This is a genomic window from Pseudarthrobacter sp. NPDC059871, from assembly GCF_042731175.1.
In the GTDB taxonomy this organism is placed as follows: domain Bacteria; phylum Actinomycetota; class Actinomycetes; order Actinomycetales; family Micrococcaceae; genus Arthrobacter.
This window is the reverse complement of sequence record NZ_JBHWJV010000009.1, coordinates 189232-214173: the sequence shown is the minus strand read 5'-3', so window position 1 is coordinate 214173 and position 24942 is coordinate 189232. Positions and strand designations below refer to the sequence as shown.

Annotated in this window: 30 protein-coding genes; 12 read left to right on the top strand and 18 right to left on the bottom strand. The window is 67.7% G+C overall.

The genetic code is table 11. The features are described 5' to 3' along the window. Positions 1-180: 180 nt before the first annotated feature. On the bottom strand, positions 181-714 hold the full coding sequence (locus tag ACFV4R_RS13850) for a GNAT family N-acetyltransferase (RefSeq protein WP_377203000.1): 534 nt from the start codon (positions 712-714) through the stop codon (positions 181-183). 77 nt (positions 715-791) lie between these two features. Here ACFV4R_RS13850 and ACFV4R_RS13845 point away from each other — a divergent pair, with 77 nt between their 5' ends. Both ACFV4R_RS13845 and ACFV4R_RS13840 read left to right on the top strand, forming a co-directional pair. Next, positions 792-2468: an FAD-binding dehydrogenase gene (locus ACFV4R_RS13845; RefSeq protein WP_377202999.1), complete on the top strand. Its 1677-nt coding sequence runs from the start codon at positions 792-794 to the stop codon at positions 2466-2468. Between the two features lie 56 nt (positions 2469-2524). Beyond that, positions 2525-3481: a universal stress protein gene (locus ACFV4R_RS13840; protein ID WP_377202998.1), complete on the top strand. Its 957-nt coding sequence runs from the start codon at positions 2525-2527 to the stop codon at positions 3479-3481. 36 nt (positions 3482-3517) lie between these two features. Here the strand turns inward: ACFV4R_RS13840 and ACFV4R_RS13835 are convergent, their stop codons facing one another. The 5 genes from ACFV4R_RS13835 to ACFV4R_RS13815 all read right to left on the bottom strand — a co-directional run bounded on the left by ACFV4R_RS13835 (position 3518) and on the right by ACFV4R_RS13815 (position 7668). Continuing rightward, positions 3518-4294 carry a DinB family protein gene (locus tag ACFV4R_RS13835; protein ID WP_377202997.1) on the bottom strand — a complete coding sequence of 259 codons (777 nt, stop codon included), beginning with the start codon at positions 4292-4294 and terminating at the stop codon, positions 3518-3520. Positions 4295-4354: 60 nt separating this feature from the next. Beyond that, on the bottom strand, positions 4355-4612 hold the full coding sequence (locus ACFV4R_RS13830; RefSeq protein ID WP_377202996.1) for a hypothetical protein: 258 nt from the start codon (positions 4610-4612) through the stop codon (positions 4355-4357). Between the two features lie 242 nt (positions 4613-4854). After that, a complete protein-coding gene (locus ACFV4R_RS13825; protein ID WP_377202995.1) occupies positions 4855-5415 on the bottom strand; it encodes a DUF2231 domain-containing protein in 561 nt (186 codons plus the stop codon). A 128-nt stretch (positions 5416-5543) separates the two neighbouring features. After that, positions 5544-6284 (bottom strand): PASTA domain-containing protein, encoded by a 741-nt coding sequence (locus ACFV4R_RS13820; RefSeq protein ID WP_377202994.1) that lies wholly within the window; start codon positions 6282-6284, stop codon positions 5544-5546. A 67-nt stretch (positions 6285-6351) separates the two neighbouring features. After that, entirely contained in the window at positions 6352-7668 is a 1317-nt protein-coding gene (locus ACFV4R_RS13815; RefSeq protein ID WP_377202993.1) for a DUF1524 domain-containing protein, read from the bottom strand. Positions 7669-8054: 386 nt separating this feature from the next. Between ACFV4R_RS13815 and ACFV4R_RS13810 the strand changes: the two genes are divergently transcribed. The 3 genes from ACFV4R_RS13810 to ACFV4R_RS13800 all read left to right on the top strand — a co-directional run bounded on the left by ACFV4R_RS13810 (position 8055) and on the right by ACFV4R_RS13800 (position 9408). Further along, a complete protein-coding gene (locus ACFV4R_RS13810) occupies positions 8055-8447 on the top strand; it encodes a VOC family protein (protein WP_377202992.1) in 393 nt (130 codons plus the stop codon). Positions 8448-8542: 95 nt separating this feature from the next. After that, positions 8543-9181, top strand: a complete 639-nt coding sequence (locus tag ACFV4R_RS13805; protein WP_377202991.1) for a hypothetical protein — start codon at positions 8543-8545, stop codon at positions 9179-9181. Next, complete coding sequence (locus ACFV4R_RS13800) at positions 9181-9408, top strand: helix-turn-helix domain-containing protein (RefSeq protein ID WP_377202990.1); 228 nt, start codon at positions 9181-9183, stop codon at positions 9406-9408. The genes ACFV4R_RS13805 and ACFV4R_RS13800 overlap by 1 nt, the downstream gene beginning before the upstream one ends. On the opposite strand, the gene ACFV4R_RS13795 is transcribed toward ACFV4R_RS13800, so the two are convergent. The 3 genes from ACFV4R_RS13795 to ACFV4R_RS13785 are packed head-to-tail and all read right to left on the bottom strand — an operon-like array spanning position 9405 to position 11072. Further along, positions 9405-9911 carry a GNAT family N-acetyltransferase gene (locus ACFV4R_RS13795; protein ID WP_377202989.1) on the bottom strand — a complete coding sequence of 169 codons (507 nt, stop codon included), beginning with the start codon at positions 9909-9911 and terminating at the stop codon, positions 9405-9407. The genes ACFV4R_RS13800 and ACFV4R_RS13795 overlap by 4 nt on opposite strands. Positions 9912-9948: 37 nt before the next feature. Further along, entirely contained in the window at positions 9949-10527 is a 579-nt protein-coding gene (locus tag ACFV4R_RS13790) for an SOUL family heme-binding protein (RefSeq protein WP_377202988.1), read from the bottom strand. Between the two features lie 53 nt (positions 10528-10580). Further along, complete coding sequence (locus tag ACFV4R_RS13785) at positions 10581-11072, bottom strand: DUF3592 domain-containing protein (protein ID WP_377202987.1); 492 nt, start codon at positions 11070-11072, stop codon at positions 10581-10583. 162 nt (positions 11073-11234) lie between these two features. Between ACFV4R_RS13785 and ACFV4R_RS13780 the strand changes: the two genes are divergently transcribed. From ACFV4R_RS13780 to ACFV4R_RS13770, 3 genes are read left to right on the top strand one after another with little or no spacing between them, the layout of a single operon-like run. Next, positions 11235-11693, top strand: a complete 459-nt coding sequence (locus tag ACFV4R_RS13780) for a MarR family winged helix-turn-helix transcriptional regulator (RefSeq protein ID WP_377202986.1) — start codon at positions 11235-11237, stop codon at positions 11691-11693. Continuing rightward, positions 11690-12949, top strand: coding sequence for an MFS transporter (locus ACFV4R_RS13775; RefSeq protein WP_091718658.1), 1260 nt, complete (start codon positions 11690-11692; stop codon positions 12947-12949). Before ACFV4R_RS13780 ends, ACFV4R_RS13775 begins: the two co-directional genes overlap by 4 nt. A 49-nt stretch (positions 12950-12998) precedes the next feature. Then, a complete protein-coding gene (locus ACFV4R_RS13770; protein ID WP_377202985.1) occupies positions 12999-13496 on the top strand; it encodes a DinB family protein in 498 nt (165 codons plus the stop codon). A 130-nt stretch (positions 13497-13626) separates the two neighbouring features. Here the strand turns inward: ACFV4R_RS13770 and ACFV4R_RS13765 are convergent, their stop codons facing one another. From ACFV4R_RS13765 to ACFV4R_RS13745, 5 genes are all read right to left on the bottom strand, one after another. Beyond that, on the bottom strand, positions 13627-14013 hold the full coding sequence (locus tag ACFV4R_RS13765; RefSeq protein WP_377202984.1) for a VOC family protein: 387 nt from the start codon (positions 14011-14013) through the stop codon (positions 13627-13629). Positions 14014-14327: 314 nt separating this feature from the next. Then, positions 14328-14651, bottom strand: coding sequence for a hypothetical protein (locus ACFV4R_RS13760; RefSeq protein WP_377202983.1), 324 nt, complete (start codon positions 14649-14651; stop codon positions 14328-14330). Positions 14652-14752: 101 nt separating this feature from the next. Then, positions 14753-15097, bottom strand: a complete 345-nt coding sequence (locus ACFV4R_RS13755; RefSeq protein ID WP_377202982.1) for an iron chaperone — start codon at positions 15095-15097, stop codon at positions 14753-14755. A gap of 8 nt (positions 15098-15105) precedes the next feature. After that, positions 15106-15576, bottom strand: a complete 471-nt coding sequence (locus tag ACFV4R_RS13750) for an SRPBCC family protein (RefSeq protein ID WP_377202981.1) — start codon at positions 15574-15576, stop codon at positions 15106-15108. Positions 15577-15659: 83 nt separating this feature from the next. Further along, on the bottom strand, positions 15660-16592 hold the full coding sequence (locus ACFV4R_RS13745; RefSeq protein WP_377202980.1) for a 2-hydroxyacid dehydrogenase: 933 nt from the start codon (positions 16590-16592) through the stop codon (positions 15660-15662). A gap of 285 nt (positions 16593-16877) precedes the next feature. Here ACFV4R_RS13745 and ACFV4R_RS13740 point away from each other — a divergent pair, with 285 nt between their 5' ends. Beyond that, entirely contained in the window at positions 16878-18140 is a 1263-nt protein-coding gene (locus tag ACFV4R_RS13740; RefSeq protein WP_377202979.1) for an MFS transporter, read from the top strand. A 33-nt stretch (positions 18141-18173) separates the two neighbouring features. Here the strand turns inward: ACFV4R_RS13740 and ACFV4R_RS13735 are convergent, their stop codons facing one another. Next, positions 18174-18509 (bottom strand): cupin domain-containing protein, encoded by a 336-nt coding sequence (locus ACFV4R_RS13735; protein WP_377202978.1) that lies wholly within the window; start codon positions 18507-18509, stop codon positions 18174-18176. Positions 18510-18518: 9 nt separating this feature from the next. After that, a complete protein-coding gene (locus ACFV4R_RS13730; protein ID WP_377202977.1) occupies positions 18519-19562 on the bottom strand; it encodes a helix-turn-helix transcriptional regulator in 1044 nt (347 codons plus the stop codon). Between the two features lie 87 nt (positions 19563-19649). Between ACFV4R_RS13730 and ACFV4R_RS13725 the strand changes: the two genes are divergently transcribed. From ACFV4R_RS13725 to ACFV4R_RS13715, 3 genes are all read left to right on the top strand, one after another. After that, positions 19650-20057, top strand: a complete 408-nt coding sequence (locus tag ACFV4R_RS13725; protein ID WP_377202976.1) for a DUF1304 family protein — start codon at positions 19650-19652, stop codon at positions 20055-20057. A 53-nt stretch (positions 20058-20110) separates the two neighbouring features. Then, positions 20111-20863 (top strand): ArsR/SmtB family transcription factor, encoded by a 753-nt coding sequence (locus tag ACFV4R_RS13720; protein ID WP_377202975.1) that lies wholly within the window; start codon positions 20111-20113, stop codon positions 20861-20863. Positions 20864-21009: 146 nt separating this feature from the next. Then, positions 21010-22644 (top strand): alpha-amylase family glycosyl hydrolase, encoded by a 1635-nt coding sequence (locus tag ACFV4R_RS13715; RefSeq protein ID WP_377202974.1) that lies wholly within the window; start codon positions 21010-21012, stop codon positions 22642-22644. Between the two features lie 30 nt (positions 22645-22674). On the opposite strand, the gene ACFV4R_RS13710 is transcribed toward ACFV4R_RS13715, so the two are convergent. Together ACFV4R_RS13710 and ACFV4R_RS13705 are read right to left on the bottom strand one after the other, a co-directional pair. Further along, a complete protein-coding gene (locus ACFV4R_RS13710; RefSeq protein ID WP_377202973.1) occupies positions 22675-23439 on the bottom strand; it encodes a dienelactone hydrolase family protein in 765 nt (254 codons plus the stop codon). Between the two features lie 9 nt (positions 23440-23448). Continuing rightward, positions 23449-24810 (bottom strand): MFS transporter, encoded by a 1362-nt coding sequence (locus ACFV4R_RS13705; RefSeq protein WP_377202972.1) that lies wholly within the window; start codon positions 24808-24810, stop codon positions 23449-23451. Between the last annotated feature and the right edge of the window lie 132 nt (positions 24811-24942).

Below are 24942 nucleotides of genomic sequence, written 5' to 3'. Positions count from 1 at the left end.
CAGTCCAGAGGCTTATGGCCCTACCCTCGAACCCTTTTGGCACCTCAACACGCCTCCGGCCATCCTCCGCCAAATGATCAGTAAACGTAGGATTCCTGCGGTGAGTGGCGGGAGATTCACGGTGAGCGGCGTTCCCCGGCCCGATGCCAGCGGGCGCCGAGCGGCCTGCGCACCGACGCTCTAAGCGCCGCGGACCAGGTCGATCCAGTACCGCCGGAAGCGCCCGCCGTCGTCATCCAGCCGGACATCCTCCAGCTTGCCCCCGCACCGCTCGATGGTCCGGGCAGAGGCAGCATTGCCGTCGTCGCAGGTCAGCAGGACGCGGTCCGGTTCGCCCCGTTCAGCCAGGCGGGTGCAGACTTCCCGCAGCGCCCATGATGCAGCACCCCGCCCGCGGTCGGCCGGCCGGACGCCGTAGCCGATGTGCCCGCCCGAGTTCAGCAGCGCCGGCGTGAGGTAGTGGCGGAAAGCGATGGACCCCACATACCTGGGGCCCGTGGTGATCCACCAGTAGGTGCACGGAACAATCCCGCCCGTCCCGTCCGCCTGCTCGGCATCGGCCAGCTTGTCCACCCAGGCCTCGAACCCCTCCGGAGTGCTGACATCATCCCCTGCGAACAGCCCGGCACCGTCCTGGTGGGCGCCGGCCCATTCGCGGTGCGACTCGAGGAAGGAGCGGTAAAAGGAAACACTTGGAGCGACCAGTTCAAACATGTCCATGACCCTATCCCGCCGCTGCTGTAGGTTGATGCTGGACTCTCACTTACCTCTCAACCAGGGCGGATATTCGGATGGACGCTGACGTCATTATCATCGGCGGCGGGCTGGCAGGGCTGGTGGCGGCCAACGAGCTGGTGCGGGCCGGCAAGCGCGTGGCGATCGTGGACCAGGAGAACGCGGCGAACCTTGGCGGCCAGGCTTTCTGGTCCCTGGGCGGCCTGTTCCTGGTGGACACCCCCATGCAGCGCCGCCTGGGCGTCCGGGACTCCTTCGACCTGGCCTGGCAGGACTGGCAGGGCTCGGCGCAGTGGGACCGGCTGGCGGGACCGCTCGCCGAGGACGAATGGGCGCTGCAGTGGGGCCGCGCCTACGTCGAGTTTGCCGCTGGCGAGAAGCGGTCCTGGCTGCACCAGCAGGGCATCCGGTTCACGCCGCTGGTGGGCTGGGCCGAGCGCGGCGACGGCCGTGCGGGCGGGCACGGCAACTCGGTGCCCCGTTTCCACGTCCCGTGGGGCACCGGTACCGGCGTCTCCGAACCGTTCGCGGACAAGGCGCGGGCGGCGGCGTCTGCGGGGAACGTCCGGTTCCATTTCCGGCACCGGGCGGACGGTTTAACGTACGACGGCGGCGCGGTCACCGGGGTGCGGGGCTCAGTCCTGGCACCAGATTCTTCGCCGCGGGGCGTTTCCTCCAACCGGGATGTCGTGGGCGAATTCGAGCTGCGGGCCCAGGCGGTGGTGATCGCCAGCGGCGGCATTGGCGGCAACCACTCCCTCGTGCGGCGCTGCTGGCCGGAACGGCTGGGAACACCGCCGCAGAAGATGGTGACCGGTGTGCCGGAACACGTGGACGGGCGCATGCTGGACATCGCCGAGGACTCCGGGGTGCGCCTGGTGAACCGCGACCGCATGTGGCACTACACCGAAGGCATCCAGAACTGGGACCCCATCTGGCCGGACCACGCCATCCGGATCCTGCCAGGGCCATCGTCGCTCTGGTTTGATGCTTTGGGCCGCCGCCTGCCCGCGCCCGGGCTCCCCGGGTACGACACTCTTGGCACCCTCCGCCTGTTGCGGAGCACCCCGGACATCCAGCAGCACAGCCATTCCTGGTTCATCCTCAACCAGCGGATCATCGAGAAGGAGTTCGCCCTCTCCGGGTCCGAACAGAACCCTGACCTCACCGGCCGTGACGTCAGACTCCTCCTGCGCAGCCGCCTGGGCAAGGGCGCACCGGGTCCCATCGAGGCCTTCAAGGAGCACGGCGCCGATTTCGTGGTCGCTGACAATCTGGCGGAGCTGGTCCGTGGCATGAACGGGCTGACTGCGGAGGCTTTGCTGGACCACGGAAACCTTCGGCGGCAGATCGAGGAGCGCGACGCCGAAGTACGGAACCCCTACTCCAAGGACGCGCAGGTGGCGGGGATCCGCAACAGCCGCCGCTTCCTGGGCGACCGGCTCTTCCGCACCGTCAAGCCGCACCGGATCCTCGATCCTGCCGCCGGCCCGCTTATCGCGGTGCGCCTGCACGTGGTCACCCGCAAGAGCCTCGGCGGGATCCAGACCAACCTTGCCGGCCAGGCTCTCGGGCAGGACGGCTCCCCCATTCCGGGCCTCTACGCCGCAGGGGAAGCTGCAGGGTTCGGCGGCGGAGGCGCCCACGGCTACAACGCGTTGGAGGGGACGTTCCTGGGCGGCTGCCTCTTCACCGGACTGACCGCAGGACGGTCGCTGGTCCGGTCCCTGTAGATCCTGTCCCCGGAGGTTGCGGCCGACTCTAGGGGACATTGGCACTGTGCCCAAGCGTGGCCTGCCCTAGGATCGGCATAAGGCAAATCACCCCGGCCCTCCACAACGACGTGGCGGCCGGCACCTGGGAATGGGGCATCGTGGAATCCAAAGCCATTGTGGTGGGTTATGACGGATCCGAACCGGCCGCACGGGCGGTGCGGTGGGCGGCGCAACAGGCGTCACTGCGCAATGTCCAGCTGCACCTGGTGCACTGCACGCTGTGGCCCCTGCTGACGAAGAACCTTGGCCCGGTCCCCGGCATTGCCGACAGCGGTTTGCAGCGGGCGGCGGAAATCACGCTCGAAGAGGGCGTTGACCACGCGAAGCAGGCCTCCCCCGGCATCGACGTCCGTACCAGCCTGGTGTCCGGCAGCCCTGCTGTGCAGCTTCCCAAAATCGCGGCGGACCAGGAATTGCTGGTGGTGGGAAGCCGCGGACTGGGAGGCTTCATGGGCCTGATGGTCGGTTCGGTGAGCCTGGAGCTGGCAGCTACGGCGTCGTGTCCTGTTGCGGTCATCCGGGAAGGGGGCGACCCGGACGGCCCGGTGCTGGTGGCCGTTGACGGCTCGGGTTCGCAGGCGGCACTCGAGGACGCGTGCGCTGCAGCCACTGCGGCGGGAACACGGCTGATCGTGACCCACGTCCGGACGGTGCCCGCCGGCTACCGCCTGGTCCGCGACACGGTGGACCCCGGCGCCGCCGCCGAGGCGATCCTGGATGCCGCTGCGGCAAAGGCCCAGGAACTAGCCCCGCAACTCACCGTCGAAAAGCAACTGCTCACAGACACTTCGGTACCCCGCGCCGTCCTGCACGCTGCCGAGGGAGCCCGCCTGACCGTCGTCGGGACCAAGGGGCACGGAGTGGTCAGGGGCAGCATCGGTTCCACCGCGCATGCCATCCTCCACCACGCCAAAGGTCCGGTGCTCGTCTCCCGGCGGCAGCACGTAGCCAAGGGAGAGCACCAGGCGTAACCCTGGGGCGGAAGTCGGTGCGCGGCGAGTGGGTGCTCAGCCCTGCTGTTCAACTGCGTGCATGGCCTTCGCTTCGATCGCGTCGAGGTCGCGGACCGCGAACCTGTGGTGTTCCCATTCCTCGTGCAGGATGACGTGCAGGCAGTCGAGTGTGGTGACGGTGAAGCGCGGTTCGTCCGGTGCCGGGTGTGTTGTCCCGAGCTCCTCGGCGTCGGCGTTGGCGATGAAGTCCCGCACCATGGCCACCCGCCCGGCCCGGACCGCGAGCACTTCGTCGTAGGAGGGCTTGATTTTCTGGAAGACGGACATGTCCAGTCCGTCCGTCTCGTACTCAGCGTTCGGTTCGCCGGCAGGATGGTACGGCTTATCGATACCCAGGGCCGCCCCGCGCAGCCACTTGTCCGTGGCCATCACCAGGTGCCGCAGCGTCTGCGCGAAGGACCACTCGCCGTCGACCGATATGTCCTCGGTACCGGGTGGCATCCGGGCCGCGCGCTGCGTGGTGTCAGCCCAGGTCTCCTGCAGCCGGTCCCAGGCGTCGCGGAGGCCGGCAGGATCTGCGGCGTGCCGAAGCTCCCGGCCGGGGAAGCGCCGGTTGAGCTCTGCATCGATCAGCGGAGCCACGTCCACGCCGTTCACGAACAGGGACCCGTCGTCTTCCAGCAGCCAGGGCGAGTCGATGTCCGCGCCATCAATCTCCACGCCGCGCATCACGACGCCGGACAGGCTGCTCCGGACGAACCGCGCCCCGCGGAGGCTGACGTCGGAGAATTCGGCACCGCGCAGGTCATCGGATCCGGTGAAGGTAGCCATGCGCGCCATCATTCCGTGTGACGCGCCGCACATCAAGCATTCCTGCCGCCGGGCACCTGCTCAGGAGCCGTCGTCGTACGCGTCTTCTTCCCCGGCTGACGAGACGATGCTTCCGTAGCCCTGCAGGAACATCCTGCGGCCCTGGCCCTGATCCGTCCACACCCAGATGATTGAGTAGTCGGAGGTCACCGCGTCCACGGTTCCCGTGCCGCTGAGGGTTCCTTCGGCAAAATGGACCCGTTCCCCCACCGCGAGGCGGGGGTGGCGAACCTTCTTGCGCCGCGGCTGCGGCGGTGCTGTCTGTTGTTCCTGGCGCATCGGCTGTCCTTGGCTCGAGGGCGGGCGTGGTCAGCTCATTACAACCCTGCCAGCTGCTCCCAGGTCACGCATTCGACGCGTGGTGTGGCAAGACTAGCGCCCCCGGGTCTTTCCGGCACCGGTTCGCAGCACGGAACCAAATGTGACTGGGCGGCCCGGGGTGGCGGCCCACGACGCGTAGCAATGCGCGTTAGGTAGGTGGAATTCCTGTCACAGCTCGGGTTGACGCCGCAGATGTCCCACTAAGATCCGGCGCGCGATCCCATGCCACTGGCCCGGCGGCCGCTGCTCAGGTGGCCGCCCAGGAAGCCGCTGACGAGCAGCAGGACAGCCCCAATCCGGGCAAGTCCGATACCCGCTTCGTGGCGGCCACCTTGGCGTGCTGTCCACGACGCGAGATAGACGACAGCGGCAGTGGCGTTGACGGCGGCGTGCACGACGCCGACGCGCTGGATTGGCCGGTCCTTGGTGGTCCAGTGTGCCCAGCCCGTGAGGGCGGTGGGGACGGCGCCCACCACGCCAAGGGCCACCAGCCTTTTCGACGCCTGGCGGGAGCCTTCATCCCGGAAAAAGTCCAGGAAGATGGCCATCCACCAGGCGCCGAAAGGCAGGTCGGTCAGGATTCCGTGCAGCGGTATGCCGGTGGCGTCACCCAGGATGATTCCCTTCACCCTGGAATTCACCATCAGGCGTTTTGCTACCGGTTCGGCTTTGTCGACCACTGCGTCGAGGGGTTTGGCCTGCTCGAGCGCTCCGAGGAACTGCCTGTAGCGGCCGCCGCGGCCCGTCACCTTGCTGTGCATGCACCACAAGATACTCCTGGCCGCGGCGGAATGCACCGACCCTGATGTGCCTGATGCAACCCGCAACGGCGGCTGCTACTTACGGCTACTTGTCGCAGCCGATGCCGTCGCCGTCGGAAGTCGGTGGGCTACTTTGCGATGCCGCCGTGCCGGCTGCAGGCACCCTGGCGGGTGGCGCTTGGCCAGACGTAACCGTCCTTACAGATAATGGTGCCCCCACCGTTCGGGACTGCTGGAGCCGCCGGCACAACAGGCGCCTGTTGCGCCTGTTGCGCGGCCTGCTGGGCAGCCTGAGCCGCAGCCAGTTGTTGGGCGGCCTGGTCTGCAGCAGCCTTGTCACGCGCAGCCTGGTCAGCTGCGGCCTGCGCTGCAGCTGCCTGGGCTGCCTGCTCGGCGGCGGCCTTGTCAGCAGCAGCCTTCGCGGCCGCGGCAGCTTCGGCAGCAGCCTTGTCGGCGGCAGCCTTCTCCGCTGCAGCCTTTTCCTCCGCAATCTTCTCGAGGGACTTCACCCCAAGACGGACCGTGGAACCCTTTGCCGCCTTGGCGCCGCCGGCCGGGTCCTGCGTCAGCACCTGCCAGTTCCTGTCCACCAGGATCTTCTTGCCGTCAACGCTGTCCACGGCCTCGACCTTGAAACCGAGGTCCTCAAGCTGCTTCTTGGCCTTGTCCAGAGTCATCCCCACCACGCCCGGAACGGCTACAGCGGCTTCGGCCGTTGCGCTCGCGGCAGGAGTGGCAGCCGAGGCCGGCTCCACTGCCGCTTGCTTGCCGCCGCAACCGGTGAGCAGGAGCCCTGCCAGCACGGCCATGGCCAGCGATTTCTTCAGCTGTCCCGCGTTCGGGCGGGCAGCAGCGTACAGGTTGTTCATGATTCCCCCTAGGAATGCGATGTGTTGGTGATGCGGATGAAGTCAGAAGACGGGAAACGAAAAGCGCCTATTCGCAGGCGATGCCATCAGCGTCGCGGTCCAAAGCTGAGCGGTATCCGGCCTGCCCGGCGTACAGCGGTGCAGCTCCAGCGGCCCGCGCGGCAGCGCAGTTCGGGTAGTAGGCAGCGGCCGGGGCGGGCGCAACGGGCGCGGGTGCGACAGGGGCAGGAGCGGCAGGAGCCGGGGCCACCGGGGCCGGCGCGGGTGCAGGGGCCGGTGCAGCAGGAGCGGGTGCAACAGGAGCGGGTGCAACAGGAGCGGGTGCAACGGGGGCGGGCTGCACGGCAGCAGGTGCTGGCGCAGCAGGCGCGGGTTCAGCCACAACGGGTGCCTTCTGGTCGGTAGGTGCCAGCTGCCCGGCGCAGTCCGCAAGGATCCGGGCCATTGCGTCATGCTCAGCCTGGGTCACCCACAGCGAAAAGGTAGCCTTAACGGAAATCTGCCGGGCCACGTATTCGCACCGGAAACCCTTGTTCGGCGGGAGCCAGGTGGCAGCGTCGCCGTCGCCCTTCCTGATATTCGTGGGACCGTCCGTCGCCTGCAGGTTCAGTGGATCGTTGGCGAACGCCGTGCGCTGTTCGGTGCTCAGCTGCTGGGCACCTTTCTGCCAGGCATCGCTGAGCGCCACCACATGGTCGATCTGCACGGCAGTGCTGGTGGCGGAGCCGCGGACAAAGTTGATGTTCGAGCCCGTGTAGGGGTCGGCCAGCGTCCCGGACTTCACCTTGCACGGGACGCTGTTGACGTATGCGACGCCGGTCAGGTCCCGCTTGAGGATGTCGTTCCGGGTACCGCAGCCGTTGCGGTCCACATCCGCCCATGCCTGCCCGAACAGCGCGCGGTCGTATCCCGTTTTCGGCGCCCGGCCCTTGATGGGAAGCGTGGCCAGCAGGTCGAGTGCCTTGGTGGCGTAGGCCGGCTGGGCGTTCGGCGCCGCGACCGTAACGCCCGACGCCAGGGTGTAAGCCGTGTCCGGGTCGAGGGGTTCGCCGCTGGCCTGCGCCGTAGCCGACGGAGTGGGGACGGACGACGGCGACGCTGCCGCCGAAGGTGCTGCGGCCGCCGTCGGGGGCGCTTCTTTCGCGGTGCCCGCCGCGGCGGCCGCCTCAAGGTCTGCGGAGGTGGAACGCGGCAAGGCAATACCGCCGGCCACCAGGAGGGCGAACGCCGTGCCCAGCGCGACGGCGCCGGCCTTGCGGCGTGCGGGCAGCCAGGCCCAGGAGCGCCGACCGGTGACCAGGACGTAAAGGCCTGTCAGTGCCACAGAAATGGCCAGGAAGATCAGCGCACCGCCCACGCCGCCGCTCAAAGCTCCAAGCAGCATAAACAATGCGGTAATGGCGCCAACGACGAATGTTGATGCACGCGGTTTCTGCGGCGGCTTCGGTGCAGGCGCAGACGGAAATGACCCCAGAAGGGTCGGATACTCGGACATTTTCCCCCATTTGTGAGGGCCCAATTAAGTTGCGGCCCCGCACTTGCCGGGCCTGCTGCTAAGCCCGACAAACGTGTCGTCGCTGAGCTTATTCCCAGGGCGGAACGATATTCAGACTTCCAGCCAATGCTCGGGCAACATTGCGCCAGCCTTGATTCGATCTTGAGGAAAGTCCGTCGCACTCGGATAAGCAGCCTTAACATTTGCAAATTGCCGGGCGCCCCCATCCGGAAATTCCGCCGCGAAATCACTGCCACAAAGGTAGAGTGGCGGGCATGGAAATGCGCCTTGAAGTTGTCCAGGTTCCCGTGTCCGACGTCGACCGGGCCAAAGAGTTCTATACCGAAAAGCTGGGCTTTGTGCTGGACCACGATGTGGAGCACATTCCGGGGATGCGTGTGGTGCAACTGACTCCCCCGGGCTCACCCACGTCAGTTGTCATCGGCACGGGGATGACAGCCATGGCGCCGGGCAGCCTGGAAGGACTGCAACTGGTCGCGCCGGACCTCCCCGCCCTTCGCGCCGAGTTGGTGGACCGCGGCGCGGACGTCAGCGAGGTCCAGGACATGGGCGGCGTGCTGTTTGCCCACTTCGCCGATCCGGACGGCAACCGCTGGGTGCTCCAGGGTGCGACTCCGCCCGCCGTCAGGGACGCGCACACAGCGTAGGCGCCAACGCCCGCGGAGGCTTGACCGAAGGACGACAGGCCCACTAGGTTATCGAATATCGTTATTAACGACAATCGATAACTATTGGGGGAAACATGAAGCTGGCCAAGCGCACCGGACGTCCGTCGGAGAACAGGAAGCGCGAGGTAGTGTCCCGGACGGATGCCCTGGTGCTGATGGTCGGCTCGGCCGTGATCGCCGCCGGCTCGAGCGTCATGGCCGTCATTGGCATCGCGGACATCTTTTCCGGACCCGTCACGCTGACACTGCCGGTTGATCCAACCCGGAGTGTGGCCGGCCTGGAACTCGGTGCCGACGCCCGCTTCTCCGCCGTCGACGCCACCATCCCCGCCGTTCCCGGCACCGAAGCCGGGCAGCTGGCATGGGCGGGCGCACTGACCCAGGTTGGCGTCCTTGCCGTGCTGGCCCTGCTGTTCCTGCTGGCATTCCGGCTGCGGGGCGACACGCTGTTCACCCGCGGGTCAGTGTGGATCATTGGCGCCTGCGGGGCGGCCCTGGCCCTGGCTGGCACGGCAGGCCAGGTGCTGGACCAGCTGGCCCGGACCCGGCTGGCGGATGCCATCGGGCTGAACGCGGACCGTACCCCCGGCAGCGTCATCTTCGAAGGCAACATCAGCCTCCTGCCGATCGTGGCCGGAATCGCGCTGATCCTCATTGCCGGCGTCTTCCAGTTCGGCGGCCGGCTGCAGAAAGACACCGAGGGCCTGGTCTGATGCCGTCTGAGGAAACCACCGGCATCCACTGCAGGCTCGATGAACTGCTGGAGCAGCGCGGCATGACGCTGACCGACCTCAGCAAACGGGTGGGCGTCAGCCTGGTAAACCTCTCGGTCCTGAAGAACGACCGCGCCAAGGCCATCAGGTTCTCCACCCTCGCCGCCGTCTGCAGCGCGCTGGACTGCGAGGTGGGAGACCTGCTGGTGACAGAGCCTGCCGGCTAGGAGTCCACTCGCCGGTCCCGGACCATCCGAAGCTCCGGCACGCCCTCCCACTCGGGCGGAAGGTGGCCGCGTCCGCCGTCGAACGTGAAACCCTGGCGCCGGTAGAAAGCCTGCGCCTTCTTGTTGTCCTCAAGCACCCACAGATATGCCGGAGCGTCGCCGAGGGCGGCGGCCAGCAAGGATGTGCCCAGCCCGGTCCCCTGCGCCCTGGCCAGGACGAATATGGAGTAAAGCTCCAGGGGAAACGGCGCGTCCTCATGGCGCGGGGGCCCGGCATCGGCCAGGCCGACAATCTCACCGTTGGCGTCCTCGGCAACGATCCGCGGGTGCGGAACGTCAAGATACGGCCGACGGCGGGCCACGCGTTCCGGGACGGACCGCCGCCGTTCCACGAAGAAGCCGGGCGACAGCAGGTGCCCGTAGCTTTCCTCATGCGCGGCCGTATGCATCAGCACGACGTTTTCTGCATCATCCGGGGTGGCCTGGCGAAGCACATAGTCCATGGCCCCAGCCTAGTCAGAGCAGGAGCCTTGTCAGGTGCTATGCCTCGCGCACGTCCTGAACCACCTCGTTGTGCCGCAGGAACCACGGCTTGAAAGGCGGATCGAACCGGGCGAAGCGGGGCGCCCCCAATGGCGTGAGTCCAGCAAGGTTGAGCGCGGCCCGAAGTCCGTTATTGCGGCGCTCGAAGTTTGCCTTGGAGCCGCGGCCGGAGAAGCGCAGTACCGCGGCCAGGGAGCCCGGCACGGCACGGATCTTCACGGTGGGATCGGTGGGGACCGGAGCCGTTTCAGCCGTCAGCCCGGCCGGCAGGACGAAAGCCACCACGAGCTCCGCAGAGCCGCCGCCTCCGGAAAGCGGGCCGGACTGGAGGACCGGCGCGGTCATCGCCAGCTTCTGGGACTGCCCGGCTTCCTGGACAACAGGCGCCGTCATGGCCAGCTTGGCACCGGCCGTATTGTTCCCGCTGATGTAGTTGAAGAGCCGGCGGAAAGCCACGTTCCCTGCACGGTCAAAGTCCGCCGCCACCGACACCTCAGCGACGACGTAGTCCGGGTAGCGGCGGAGCTCGAAGTGCGGATAGCGGCGGACTGATTCATAAGGCTGCTGCTCGGTCATGGTGGAGCCGAGCCTACGCCCGTCCGGCCGCCGCGGCCAGACCCGGCAGCGGATCACGGAGCGGGCTTAGCGCCCCTCTTGAAGTAACCCCGCAAGAACGCCAGGACCATCAGGATGCCCAGCCCGCCGAAGATGCAGGTCAGGACGGTGCCCACGCCACGGACCCAGACGCCGTCGCTTTCATAGCCAGGAACAATCGCCCTGCCCGGATCGTGCTCCGAGTAAATGACCGTGGTGGCGTCACCCACCACGGGATACTGGTCGTGGTCCACGGCGGCCCACGTTGCGTGGCTGGCGCCGTCGCCGGAGGTGAACTCCACCTTCATCCTGCGCTCCGACGCCTTGGTGACGTCGTCGAAATGCACAATGGTGCCTGCTGCCTGGACGCCGCTCCGCTCCAGGTCCTCGTCAGCGCCGATCATGAAGCTGCCTAGGCCGATCATGACCGGTCCCAGCAGGAGAACCAGCACGGTCACCGCCAAATTCAGCTTCCCCTTCCAGGTCAGCCCGGTTTTGCGGTTCTTATCAGTTCTGCGCCCAGTCACGCCGTCCATTGTGCCAAGAACCACGCCGCGGGCCGGACGTTAGCGGAACCACATCAAAAAAGGTTGCCGCCAGCAACAAGAAGGAGGATGATAGTTAGCAGAACTAATTAGCAGTGCTAAGCAATTGCTGAGCCGACCGCTCCAGGAGGCGCACCCGCCCATATGGCCCCCACTGAAACCAAGACCAAAGAAAACCCGCAGATCACCCCGGACACCCTTGCCATCGACCTCCGCACCGCCGTGATGCGCACCTCGCGCCGGCTCCGCGTCGAGGCCACCGGTGAAGTCATCACCCCCGGCCAGTACACCGTCCTCGCCGTCCTGCACGGTGACGGCGCCCGGACTCTCCGCGAACTCGCCGACCGCGAGCATGTCCAGGCCCCGTCCATGACCCGCATCGTCAACGCCCTCGCCGACCAGGGCTTCGTCACCAGGACCCAGCATCCCGACGACGGCCGGCAGGTCCGGATCGACATCACCGACGCCGGCAGGGACGTCCTCGCGGAGGCAAGGGAACAGCGCACCGCCTGGCTGGCGCAGCGCGTGGCCGGCCTGAGCGCGGAAGACCGTGAAACCCTCAGCCGCGCCGCACGCATCATGCAGGAAATGAGCGGCAAATGAGCCAGATGTTCCGCGCCCTCGAAAACCGCAACTACCGCATCTGGGCCGGAGGTGCCCTGGTCTCCAACGTGGGCACCTGGATGCAGCGCATCGCCCAGGACTGGCTGGTGCTCACCGTCCTGACCAACCATGACGGCGCCGCCGTCGGCATCACCACAGGCCTGCAGTTCCTGCCCATGCTGCTGTTGGGTCCCTACGGCGGAGTCCTGGCAGACCGCTACCGCAAACGCGTCATCCTGCTGTGGACCCAGCTGGCCATGGGCATCACCGGCCTGGCCATCGGCCTGCTGGTGGTCACCGGTACAGCCCAGCTGTGGCATGCCTACCTTGCCGCACTGTGCCTCGGCATTGCCAGCGCCATCGACGCCCCCGCGCGGCAGTCCTTTGTCTCGGAGCTGGTGGGCCAGGACAACATCTCCAATGCCGTGGCCCTGAACTCGGCCTCCTTCAACACCGCCCGCCTCACGGGCCCGGCCGTCGCCGGCGTCCTGATCGCCTGGGTAGGCACCGGGCCGGTGTTCCTGCTCAACGCCGCCAGCTACGCGGCAGTGATCTGGTCCCTGTTCTTCATCCGCACCTCCGAGCTCGTGCCCACTGTGCGGGCAGAGCGCGGCAAACACCAGGTGACCGAGGGCATGCGGTACGTCAAGCGGCGGCCGGACCTCGTCCTGATCATGGTCCTAGTGGGGATCCTCGGCGCGTTCGGCATGAACTTCCCCATCACAAACGCCCTGATGGCCACCACCGAATTCCACGCCGGGCCGGGCGAGTTCGGCCTGCTGGGCTCCATCATGGCCGTCGGCACCCTGGCCGGCGCGCTGCTGGCCGCCCGGCGCGCACGGCCGCGGCTAAGGTTCCTGCTGGGCGGCGCCCTGGGCCTGGGGATCTTCACGCTGGTAGCCAGCGTGGCGCCGTCGTTCTGGCTTTACACCGCCGTGCTGATTCCGGTGGGCCTGGCGTCCATCACGTTCCTGAACAGCTGCAACACCAGCATCCAGCTCTCCGTGGAGCCGCAGTTCCGCGGCCGGGTTCTGGCCCTCTACCTGGCAATCCTGCAGGGCGGAACGGCCGTTGGCTCGCCGCTGATCGGGTGGGTGGGGAGCGAATTCGGCGCCCGCTGGTCTGTGGCAGTGGGTGGCCTGGTGGTCTTGCTGACCGGGCTGGCCGCGGTGATCGTGGTCAGCCGCCGGAGCAAGCTCAGCCTCCGCCGGGCCGTCCGGATCGCGTTCAGCGGCAAGCGCGAGGCCGCGGTCTGACCACCAAGTCCGCGCACCGGGCCCGCATGGGGCGTGGCATACTGCAGCCATGCCTGCAGTCTCCTCCCTGACGCCCGATGACGTCATCAACCAGCCAGCCCGCGCCCAGTTCGAGGCCTTCCTGGACCAGCACCGCGCCATGTTGGAAGCCTGCCTGGATGGCCTCACGGAGGAGCAGGCCCGCCGGTCCCTGGTGCCGTCCAGGACCACGCTGCTGGGACTGGTCAAGCACGCGGCATTCGTCGAGAAGGTCTGGTTCGACGAAGCCGTCACGGGGCGGTCCCGCGCCGAGATCGGTATTCCGGCCACCCCGGGCGATTCCTTCATCCTCGGCGGGGAGGACACCATCGCCAGCATCCGGAATGCCTACCGCCAGGCGTGCGAAGCATCCCGGCAGGCGGCATCCGGGATGGATCTTGACGACTTGGTCCGGGGTAACCGCCGCGGCCCGTTGCCGCTGCGCTGGGTGTACCTGCATATGATCCGGGAGATTGCGCAGCACTGCGGCCACGCGGACATCCTGCGGGAACAGATCCTCAACGGCTGACCCGCAAGGAAAATCGTCCGGAAGGAGGCGCACGACGGCGCCGCCGGCCTTCCGCCCGCCTGGCACCCGGGTGGCGGTGCCGTGGGAGGCGCCGGCCGGCGTCGTCCGTTGCTGTGTGGCTGCCAGGTGGCTACATCGGCATCGACGAGATGTTGAGGATGTTGCCCTCGCTGTCGAGGAACCAGGCCCCCTGGCCCATGCCTTCCATGGTGGCGATGCCGTTCTCGGTTTTAAGCCCGGGCATGTCGTAATCCTCGAAGACCACGCCGCGGCCGCGCAGCTCCTCCACTTCCTTCTCTACGTCCGCCACGCCCCAGCCCATCTGGGTGTTCTTCGCCGTGCCGGCATTATCCGTCTGGTAGAGCAGGAACGCCGTGCCGTTGCCGCACTGGTAGATGAGGTTATCCCCTTCAATGGTCTGGCTGGGCTCGAGTCCCAGCTTGTCGCGGTAGAACTCCCGTGCCCGGTCGATGTCCTTAGCGGGCAGTACAGCCATGACCTGCGAATCCTTGAGCATGACAAATCTCCTTGGTGCAATCTTGCAAGGGCGTTGCTCTCCCCCTGTAACGGTCCGAGAGGTCCCTGCCGGAGATCTGGCGGGCCGCGTGACCGCCCGCTGCGCCGACACCGGGGCTGCCACCTGGGACTCTCCTGCGCCCGGCCATCACAGGTCGCATTGGCGGAGAGGGTCCCCGAAGCCTATGAGGCCATTATGGAACTGCTTTGGCCGGAGCGAAATAGGGGAATATTCGGTGCGGCGGGTGCCATGGAACGCCCGACGGCGGGACGCGGCCCGGTGGGCCACGGAACGTCCGACGGTGGGCGTCCGCGCTATTTCCGGGCCGCGGCAATGGCGCGTCGCACCGCGGTCCCGGCCACGGCGACGAGCGGCACAAGGCAGGCGAGCAGGGCGAGGGTGTTGGGCCTGAAGACTGTCCGGCCGTTGACGGCGGTGTAGACGCCCACCGGCATCACCATTCCCCCGCCGCCACCGCCGGATGCGCCGTCGCCGGGCTCGCTGCCGCCGCCGAAACCGAAAGACACCAGCGCTACCGGCACGATTTCCTGGCCTCCCACGTTCACCGGCTCGCCGTAGGCCTTGGTGACTCCCACATTCTTGAACGTGTCCACGAGGGACGCAAAAGTATCAGCCATGGAGCCAGCGTAAACGCCCGGGCAGCCCGCGGGTAAGGGCTTTCGGCACGCAGCGGCCCTCAGCCGCATCACCGTTGCCGGCCAGCACCGGTTCCTGCCGGTCAGGGCCGGATCTCAGCCATCCGGCGTCGGACGATCTCCTCCACGACGGCGTCCGGCACAGGCTGCTCCGCGGTGAAGCGGATGGTGCCCTTGGACAGCGAGTAACCGTCCAGGCTGCCGGCCACAGCCTCCACCACCGCCGGCGAGAACGGGAAGATGGACAGATGCCTGGCGGCGGCCACCACCCCCACCAGCGGCTTGCCGTCGAGCTTGAGCGCGGGCATCCCGTAGCTCACGCCCTCTGTGGCCTCCGGCGCCACGGAGCGGGCCACCGCCACGATGTGCTGGAGGCAGCTCCGGCCCGGCTCGGGCAGTTCCGCGAGCGCGTCGTCAACGGTGCCCACGGGTGGCCTTAGCTTTTCTTCTTTGCCGCCACGGCCGACGCGAGCGAGGTGAGGCCGCGTTCAAAGTCCGAGCCCACCATCTTGTCCATGTTGATGAACAGGGCGAAGATCTTCGCGGCGCCCTTGTTCTCGCCGGTCATCTTCCACGTGACTTCGGTGCCGCCGGGGACTGGCGTGAACGTGAAGGTGGTGGGGTTCAGGGCCTTGAACGGTTTGGTGAACTGGAGGCGGATGCCGACGGTGCTCGATGGCGCCGACTCGACGATCTCCATGGTGCCGCTGCCGGCCTTCCGGTTGCCGCTCCACTCGTACCCCGCTCCGGGACCCGACGCCGGGCCGTAGTAGCGGCGGCTCATGCCGGGGTCCACCTTCTCCCAGGGAGACCATGCTCCCCACTCGCGGAAGCTGTTGACCAGGGGAAAGATATCTTCCGGGGCGGCAGGGATGACCGCGCTGCGGCGGACCTCATACGTAGACATGGACCCAGCATAGGAGTCAGGAAGCAGCCCTGAACAGACCGCCACGACGCCACTGCGGGTAGCCACAGTGGCCTGCTGGCTGCCTAGCCGCTGGACGAACCGCCCAGCACCACGTTCACCGGGTCCTTGCCTTCGAGGAGAAGGCCGATCTGCTTGCGCACCAGCTTGACCATTCGGGGGAACATCGCCGAGCTTGCACCTCCCACGTGCGGGGTGATGAGCACGCCGGGGGTGGTCCACAGCGGATGGTCTGCCGGCAGCGGTTCCGGGTCCGTGACATCCAGCGCGGCACGGAGCCTGCCTGAGGCGGTCTCGGCCAGGAGCGCCTGGGTGTCCGCCACCTGTCCGCGGGCCACGTTCACCAGCAGGGCACCATCCTGCATCGCGGCCAGGAACTTCGCGTCCACCAACTGGCGGGTATCCTCACTCAGCGGCACGCTCACCACCACGATCTCGTGGAGCGGCAGCTGGTCATAGAGGGCATCGATGCCGTAGATGGTTCCAGCGGCGTCCTGGCGGGCACGGCTGGCCAGGCGTGTCACCTCGGTTTCGAACGGCAGCAGCCGTGCTTCGATGGCTTTGCCCACGCCGCCGTAGCCCACCAGCAGCACCCGCCGGTCGGCCAGGCTGGGACGCTGGCCCCGGTCCCAGTAGCCCGTGGCCTGGTGGCGGGCGAACTCCGGGATACCGCGCTGCGCGGCGATCATCATGCCCAGGGCAAGCTCCGCCGTCGACGTCTCATGGACTCCCGCAGCGTTGGCGAAGGTGACGCCGGCGGGCAGCACGTCCGCGACGCCGTCGTACCCGATGGACTGGCTCTGCACCAGGCCCACGTCCGCGCCCGCCAGCGCGGCCAGGGCACCGGAGCTGCCCATGTAGGGCGGCACCAGGAGGTCCAGCCGGCCGTCCGGCGCGTCACCGGTGAGGTCCCAGAGGACGAACTCGACGCCGTCGGCCGGCTCGAGCGCCTCCACCAGGTCCCGGCTGGGCAGGCTCACCCGCAACCGGGCGTTCATACGGCGCCCGCCGGCTCTGCGCGCGGAGCCCGGCGTTCCGTTCCACAATTGCTCATTTTGCTCCCCTGATCACGGCCGGCGGTCCACGTACGGCCTCTGTCTGCACCCCTACCAAACGTACTGTCTGCCCGCCCGGGGAGGGCTGCCGTGACCACCCTTCGGACGCGACGCCGGAGCCGTCATCATGTCGATTTCAGGACCCCGGATCCTGTAAATTTAAGGGAGGAATTGTCCGGCCAGCGAGCCGCGTTCCAACCTCTCCCCCTTGAATGGATCCGCTCCCCCATGTCCTCCGCGACTTCCGTGCCCAGCCCTGCCCGATTTCCCTACGCCGCCCTCCTGGTCCTGGCTACCATTGCCTTCACCGCCATCACCACAGAACTCCTCCCCTCGGGCCTGCTGCCGCAGATCAGCGCCGGCCTGAACGTCACCGAACCCGTCGCCGGGTACCTCGCCGCAGCCTATGCCGCCGTCATCGTGGTCACCGTGGTGCCGGTTGCCCGGCTGCTGGCACGGATTCCCCGGCACACCCTGCTGGTGGGTTTGGTCCTGACGTTCGCGGCCAGCAACGCGTGGGTGGGGCTTTCCCCGGATTTCACCACAGCGATGATTGCCCGGATGGTGGGCGGGCTGGCGCACGGTCTGCTGTGGACCACCATGGCGCCGTTCGTGACCCGGGTGGTTCCGGCGAACCAGGTGGGCAAGGCACTGGCCATCGTCTTCAGCGGCAACAGCCTGGGCCTGGCCATCGGCGCACCGGTGGGCACGGCACTGGGCGGGCTGCTCGGCTGGCGGGCGGCGTTTCTTGTCCTTGCGGGATTCGGCCTGCTGCTGACCGTCCTGGCGTTCTTCATGCTGCCGCGGGTGCAGCGGATTTCCGATACCGCCCGGCCGTCCATCCGGCGCGCCATCGCCGAACCCGGCGTCAAGGCGGTGGCCACGGCCTGGCCGCTGCTGGTCCTGGCCCACTTCGCCCTGTTCACCTACATCGCCCCGTTCATCCGCGAAGCCGCCCTGCCGGAGTACGCTACCAGCCTGGCGCTCACCGTGCTCGGCGCCTCAGGCCTCCTGGGTATCTGGATCGCGGGACTCACCGTGGATTCGCGGCCGCGGCGTTCGCTGATGATCACGACGGCGGCCATCGCCGCTTCGATGGCGCTGCTGCCGCTGGCGGTGGGAAACCTTCCGCTGGCCCTGGTCCTGATGACCGTCTGGGGAGCCGGCCTGGGGGCCATCGGCATTTACAACCAGTCCGCCATCCTCCGCGCCGGCGGCGAATACAGCGAAGCGGCCAACGGACTCACGGTCCTGACCATCCAGCTGGGCATCACCGTTGGCGCCCTGTACGGTTCCGGCGCGCTGGTGGCGGGCGGTCCGATGCTGGTTCCGGTGGCAGCCGCGCTGCCGGTGCTGGCAGCCCTGGTGATCACGATTGCCGGCAAGAAGCACGCCTATCCGCCGGGATCCCGGGAACGCACCTGGCTGGAGCCGCGCCCCATCCGCCCGGTCAACCCGCCTGCGGCCGGCAAGGTCAAGGACCCCGCCTAACCCCATCGACTGATGGGAGTTTTGAATAGCAGTTCAGTCGCGGTGCTTGGCCACGGTAAAAAGGAACGCCGAGTCTTCCTCAGCCTCCAGGCTGTGCAGGCCCGGCGGGACGATCAGCAGGTCGCCCGCCTTGCCCTGCCAGGAATCCGCACCGGCCACCAGCCGGACGCAGCCGCGGATCACAAACACTGTGGCGTCGCCGGGGTTCTGGTGTTCGCTGAGCCGGGTTCCGGCTTTCAGCGCCATCACGGACTGGCGGAGGACCTTTTCGTGGCCGCCGTAAACCGTGTCCGCGGCGCGGCCGTTGGGAGATGCGAGTGCCGCTTCGAGCTGCTGGCGGGCCAGGGCTTCCACCGATATCTTCTGCATGCGCCAAGGCTACCCAGTGGCGGTCAACCTGGCGACAAGTTCCCCGCGGGTGTTCACGCCCACTTTGTCGAAGATGGACTTCAGGTGATCGTGGACGGTGTGCGGTGAGATGAACAGGTGCCTGGCTATGTCCGCGCCGGGGCTGCCCGCCATAAGTTCCAGGCAGACTTCCTGTTCCCGCGGGGTGAGCCCGTACGCGGACAGGAGCAGGGCCAGCAGCTGGCGGGTGGTGGCCGGTTCCACGGTCACCACCATCTGCTGGGGATCGTCGCCCGTGATGAGGCGGCTGGCCTGGAGGATCACCCAGCCGGAATCGACGTCGCGCATCCTTGTCCTGGCTGTTCCGCCCGGTGCGGCCCTCGCCTGGGCCACCAGCGCATAAAGCACCATGCTGAACTGGCCCGGGGCGGCTTCCTCCAACGACTGAAGCCAGACTGCCGCGGCCGGGGTGGCGGCGCGCAGCTCACCGCGTTCGCCGGCAAGGACGATCACCGGCCCGTCAGGCTGGTGCCACAGCCGATGCTGCGAGCGGGCAGCAATGCGTGTAGCGGCCGCGAGCGCAGCCGTGACCGCCGCAAGGAACTCAACCTCCCTGTCGCTGAAATCCCCGGCACCCTCGCGGAACAGGCTGCCGACGCCCCAGCACGACTGGTCCACGCGGAACGCCCCACGCAGTTCGTGGACCAGCCCCAGCGGACGGAGCAGCTCGTTGATCCGGATGCTGCCTGCCACCTCGCTGCGCGGCGCGTCCGAGATCCGTGCCACCGGGTGCGGCCGGAGCATGAGCTGCGCGAAGGTGTTCGGTTCGGTCCTCTGGTATTCGGATTGGGCGAACCGGGCTGCGTACTCATCGGTGACGGGCCACGGGCGCCAGTTGGTGACGGCGTTCATCACCATCGTTTCGGGGTCGACGCCGGCCCAGCAGGCCTGGTCGAACGGCACCGCTCTGCGCACCAGCACCAGTGCGGCGGTGTAGAGGGCGGCCAGGTCCAGTCCGTCCGTGGCGAGCGTGGCGATGTCCCGCCTGGCACGCTCTGCGCGCTCCTCCCACATACGTCCAGTATCGGGCCCGCCGGTGCAGCACGGAATCCCCTGTTCCGGGGATGGCCTGCGGCTTCCGGGCGGCCCTACCCTTCCGGTATGAACATCATGTCCCAGGTTTTCGCGGTGCTGGCGGTGGTCATCTACGTGGGTGTCTTTCCGGTGGAGAGCTTCCTGCTCCGGCGGAGCCGATGGGCGCAGAAGTTCCTGAGCACACCGCCGGAGAACGTGGCCGCCGTGATGATGTGGGCCATCCCCACCGGCTACAGGAACCTGGTGATTGCCCTGGGCGTGGCGGCCGGACTGGTGGCGGTGAATATAGGCCAACCAGTGGTGGGATACACGCTGGTGGTCTATTGCTGCCTCAACATGGTGCTGACGGCCCCCGCCATGCTCCTGGCCGACCTGCAGGGCCACTACCCCAAGCGCTGGGACAGCGTCCCGGGCACCCTGGCCGCCACGGTTCCGGCCCTGCTGGCCCTGCTCTTCCTGCCACTGGGTCCGTAGCTGCACGTCAAAACCCTTGAAAGGTGACTATATGGTCACCTATCATCGTGTGTATGGACGACGTGTTCAAAGCACTCTCCGACCCCACCCGCAGGGACCTGCTCGATGAGCTGTTCCGCGAGGACGGCCAGAGCCTCAGTGCGCTTGAGGCGAGGTTCAGCATGACCCGGTTCGGGATCGCCAAGCACCTCCGCATCCTTGAGGACGCAGGCCTGGTGGCCACCCGTCGTCGTGGGCGGGAAAAGCTGCACTTCCTGAACCCCGTTCCCATCCGCCTGGTCCACGACCGCTGGGTCAGCAAATACTCAGAACCATGGGCCGCTGCCCTCAGCGACCTCAAATCCAGATTGGAAAGTCCCATGGAAAAAATCTTCGAGATCTACATCAAGACCACCCCGGAGAAGCTCTGGGAGGCTATTACCGACAGCGACATCCGCAGCAAATATCAGTTCGGCAACACCCTGAAGTCCGACTGGACGCCGGGCAGCCGCTTCGAAATGGGCAACCCCAGTGCCGGCCAGATCCTCGGAGAAGGCGAAAACCTGGAGGTGGATCCGCCCCGCCGGTTGGTGCAGACCATGCGCGCGCTGTGGGGCGACGACGTCAAGGCCGAGGGAACCTCCAAGGTCACCTGGGAGATCGAGCCCGTGGGCGATTCCTGCCACCTCACCGTCACGCACAGCGACCTCCGCGAGGGTGCCAACGAGCAGCTCTATGGCGGCTGGCCGATGATCCTCTCCGGCCTGAAAACCTGGCTGGAAACCGGCGAGAAGCTCACCACACCCGGCTCGCTGATGTACACCTGACCAACCGCATTGCGAACGACGGCGGCGCGCGGCGTGGGTGCCCGTTCGCTGGCCCGGCGGGCAGTCGCTCGGCGCTTCGTCACCGCCTGGCTGTAGCGGCACCTCCCTTGTCCCCCAACATTCCGACCACGGAAGGCGGCCCGGCTTTGCGCCTTGCCCACCACGAAAACCCGTCCGAGCAGTGGTGGCAGTCCGCCGTCATCTACCAGGTGTATCCGCGCTCCTTCGCGGACGGGAACGGCGACGGCGTGGGTGACCTCCCCGGGCTGCTCCACCGGCTGCCGTACATCGCCGCGCTGGGCGTGGACGGGATCTGGCTGACCCCGTTCCAGCCGTCCCCGCAGGTGGACCAGGGCTACGATGTCAGCGACTACTGCGGCGTGGACCAACTGTTCGGCACCATGGCGGACTTCGATGCACTGCTGGAACAGGCCCACGCCCTGGGCCTGCGGGTGCTGCTCGACGTGGTCCCCAACCACTGCTCCGCCGAGCACCCGCGCTTCCAGCAGGCCCTTGCCGCCGGGCCGGGAAGCCCTGCGCGGGAAATGTTCCACTTCGTCGAGGGCCGCAGCCCGTCCCCGGATTCGCCCAGTGACCTGCCGCCCAACAACTGGCAGAGCGTCTTCGGCGGCCGGGCCTGGTCCCGGGCCAACCCGGGCTCCGAAACAGACACCGAGTGGTTCCTGCACCTGTTCTCTGCCGGCCAGCCGGACTGGAACTGGCGGAACCCTGCGGTGGGCGACTACTTCGAAAACGTCCTGCGATTCTGGTTCGACAAGGGCGTGGACGGCCTCCGGATCGACGTCGCGCACGGACTCTTCAAGGCCGATGGCCTGCCGGACGCCCCCTCCGCGCATGCTGTGGTGGACGGGCTCCGCGCCAACCCGCTGGTCTCGGACCAGGAGGATGTGCACGAGGTGTACCGGCGCTGGCGACGGCTGGCGGAGAAGTACCAGCCGCACCGCCTGCTGGTGGGCGAGGTGAACCTCGAGCCTGCCCGCGCAGCCCGGTACACACGCAGCGACGAGATGCACCAGGCGTTCGCCTTCGCGTTCGTGAAATTGGGCTGGGATCCGGCTGCGTGGGCGGCCGCGGGCAATGAGTTGGAGGAAGCCCGGAAGCTGCACGGTGCGGCCCCCACCTGGGCCCTGGAAAACCACGACATCGTCCGTTCCGCGACCCGCTTCGGCGGCGGCGAGGTTGGCGGACGCCGTGCCCGCGCGGCGCTGGTGGCGCTGCTCGGCCTGCCTGGTCCGGCCTACCTGTACCAGGGCCAGGAACTTGGGCTCCCCGAGGTGGACGTCCCCGTTGAAGCCCGGGTGGACCCGATGTGGGCGCGCGGCGGGATCACCCGCGACGGCACCCGGGTCCCCCTCCCCTGGACCGCGGACCCGGCACGTGCCCACGGCTTCTCGCTGCCGTCCCGGGATTCGTCGAGTCCCGCAGTCCCCTGGCTTCCCGTTCCAGGGGACTGGGGACGCCACGCCATCGGGCTGCAACAGCAGGACCCGGGTTCCATGCTCGCGCTGGCCACCCGCGCGATCGCCGCGCGCCGCCAACTCTGGGAGGACGGCACCTTCACAGCGGACGACGGCGGCACCTGGCATGTGCGGGACGGGAACCTTCTGCTCTGCGAACGCAGCCCCGGCTTCCTTGTGGCCGTCGCCATGGGGAGCAGCCCGGTGAAGCTGCCCGCCGGCGTCGTACTCTTCAGCGCCTTCCCGCTGGCGGAGGAGGGCTGGCTGCAACCGGACAATGCGGTGTGGCTCCGCCGAGGTTAAGAGTGCCGCACCTGTAAGGACTGGCCAGCCCTACCGGTTGAGGCTCTGCTCCAGGAAGGCGAGGGTGCGTTTCCAGGAGTCGGTGGCGGCATCGGCGTCGTACCGGATGGGAGTGCTGTCGTTGAAGAACGCGTGGCCTGTGCCCGGGTACACCACCGATTCGAAGTCCACCCCGGCTCCGGACATCCTGGCCTTCACTTCTGGCAGCTTGTCCACCAGCGCCTGATCTTCCTCGCCGTAGAAGGCCAGGACGGGGCAATTGATCCGGCCGAGTTCCTCCTCGCTGAAGTCGCTCGTGCCGTAGAAGGGCACGGCGGCACGCAGGCGGGGCTCTTTGGTGGCGAGGGTGAAGCTGTAGGTGCCGCCGAAGCAGAACCCTGCCACCGCTACCCGGCCGGCAAGTGCGGGCACGCCCTCCAGGTGGTCGAAGCAGGCCCGGAGTGCTGCCACCGCCTTGTCCGCGAACTCGGGCGAGTGCAGCGGGGAGGTGATCTCGCGGAGCCTCGGCTGGACCTTGCTGCGTTGTTCCGGATCCGGATCGGCCAGGCCGCGGAGGACTTCCGCTGCCACGTCCGGCGTCATGCCGATGTCCGTCAGCAGGTCTGGGGCCAGCACCAGGTAGCCCTCCGCGGCGAACCTGTCCGCTACGTCCTTGATGTGGTCCACCATGCCCCAGATTTCGGAGATCAGCAGCAGTCCGCCTTTGGGCTTTTCCTGGAAACGGCCTGCAGCCGGTTCGCTGACGTAGGCCTGGATGGAGGTTTCGGCATTCCCGATGGTCATCATGTGTCCCATCAGGACAGGCTATGCGCTCCGCTGCCGCCAGAACAGGCTCACGCCGAAGGTGGCGGCACACAGCACCAGCATGGCCACCACCATCCGGGCCCAGCTGTCCTGGTGCACCCCACTGGAGGCGAAGACGCCGATCATCACCGTTGCGGTAATCGCGCCCACGTACCGGCAGGTCTGGTAGATGCCGGCGGCCACACCGCGGTCCTGCGGCCGGGTGGAAACGAACATGCCCTGGTTGGTGGCGATGCTGACGGTGCCGTAGGGGATGCCCATCAGCGCGGTCATCACCACCACCAGCGGTATGGCCAGGGTTCCGGTGAGCAGCCACATCAGGGCAGCCGCCACGGTCAGGAGCAGGACGCCGGCCAGCAGCACCCGCCGGACACCGAACCGTCCCATGGCTTTCACGGCCCACGGGGTAGCCACCACTGACATGGCCGCGAGCGGGAGCATCAGCAGGCCCACCACGCCGGGATCGTACCCGCCGGATTCCTGGAGCAGCTGCGGCAGGCCAAAGAAGACGAAGTAGTAGACGCTGCTGAACACGGCGAAGGCCAGGTACACCAGGAGCAGCGGCCTGTTGCGGCCCAGCAGCCGCAGGTCCAGGAACGGCCTGGCAAACCGCAGTTCCCGCCACGCGAACAGGGCAGCAATGCCGGTTCCCGCCGCCAGCATCCACCAGCGGTAGCCGGGCGCCACATTCAGGGCGGCCATCATCACCAGCAGCAGCGCACCGACGAACGCCAGGATGCCGGGGATGTCCGAGTCGCGGAGCAGTTCGGCCAGGCTGCCACGTTCCCGCGCCTCGTCCGGCGGAGCCGCCTGTTTCACGATCAGCAGTGCGGCCAAGGCGAGGGGAACGTTGATCAGGAACAGCGCTTCCCAGCCCACCAGGCTCACCAGCAGGCCGCCGATGACGGGACCCACGGCCGCGGCGGACGTGTTTGCCATCTGCAGCCGGCCCAGCGGGCGGGCTGACTCAACCTTCGCCCGGTGCGCGATGGCCCCCACCATCACCACGGCGCTGGGATAGGCGGTGGCGGTGCCCAGCGCCATGACGGCCCGGGCCACACACAGCAGGGCGAAGTTGGGTGCCAGCGGGGCCACCGCACAGGTGACCGCTACCAGGGCCATGCCCAGCATGAACATCCGGCGCGGCCCGAACCGGTCGGCCAGCCTGCCCATGACCGGTTGCCCCGCGGCGGAGGCGAGGTAGAAGGATGTGACCACCCAGGTGACGGCGGCGACGTCCAGTCCGAAGTCGGCCCGCAGCACCACAAGTGCTACGGCGATCATCGAGGAGTTCAACGGGTTCAGTGCCGTGCCCAGGCTGAGGCCGGCCACGGCCAGGGCAGTCCGGGGGTTGTTGCTCACGGTAACAGTCTGCTGCACCGGGAGGCGTCCGTCGATTCACAGCACTCCCGACGCGCAAAATCGTCATCGACGCGCATGTCCGAAGGCGCACCGCAGATAAAGGGTGCGTCAACGAACCAGCGCGTCGAGGAC